Annotated in this window: 1 protein-coding gene; it reads right to left on the bottom strand. The window is 63.4% G+C overall.

The annotated features are described in order from the left end of the window. A partial coding sequence (locus OR16_RS39065; protein WP_006165036.1) for an acyl-CoA thioesterase occupies positions 1-410 on the bottom strand: 410 nt, incomplete at its 3' end. Between the last annotated feature and the right edge of the window lie 133 nt (positions 411-543).

Raw genomic sequence — 543 nt, 5'->3', positions numbered from 1 at the left:
GCAAAGCGCTGGCGCTCGACTTCGTCGCGGGGCACCAGCGGCGGCACTTCGGCGGGCGCGCCGCTGTCGTCCACCGCCACCATGGTGAAGTAGCAGCTGTTGGTATGGCGAACCAGCTTGCTGCGGATATTCTCCGTGATCACCTTGATGCCGATCTCCATGGAGCTGCGGCCGGTAAAGTTGACTGCCGCCAGGAACGTCACCAGCTCGCCCACATGAATGGGCTGGCGAAACACAACCTGGTCGACCGATAGCGTGACCACATAGCGCCCGGCATAGCGGCTGGCACAAGCGTAGGCCACCATGTCCAGGTACTTGAGGATGGTGCCACCGTGCACATTGCCGGAGAAGTTGGCCATGTCCGGCGTCATCAGCACGGTCATGGAAAGCTGGTGGGACAGGTCATTCATGATGGAAATCCGGAATCTGGAAGCGGCCGGGCCGACCCGCGGTGCGGGTCCAAAGGCTGGCGCCGACGATCGGCAGTTTAACCCGGAACGAGCGCCCTGCCTTCGGCCCGGGCACGTTCAAAGGCACCCCGGT

The sequence above is a fragment of the Cupriavidus basilensis OR16 genome (assembly GCF_000243095.1).
In the GTDB taxonomy this organism is placed as follows: Bacteria; Pseudomonadota; Gammaproteobacteria; order Burkholderiales; family Burkholderiaceae; genus Cupriavidus; species Cupriavidus basilensis_D.
The sequence above is the reverse complement of the archived record's forward strand: the minus strand, read 5'-3'. Positions and strand labels throughout refer to the sequence as shown.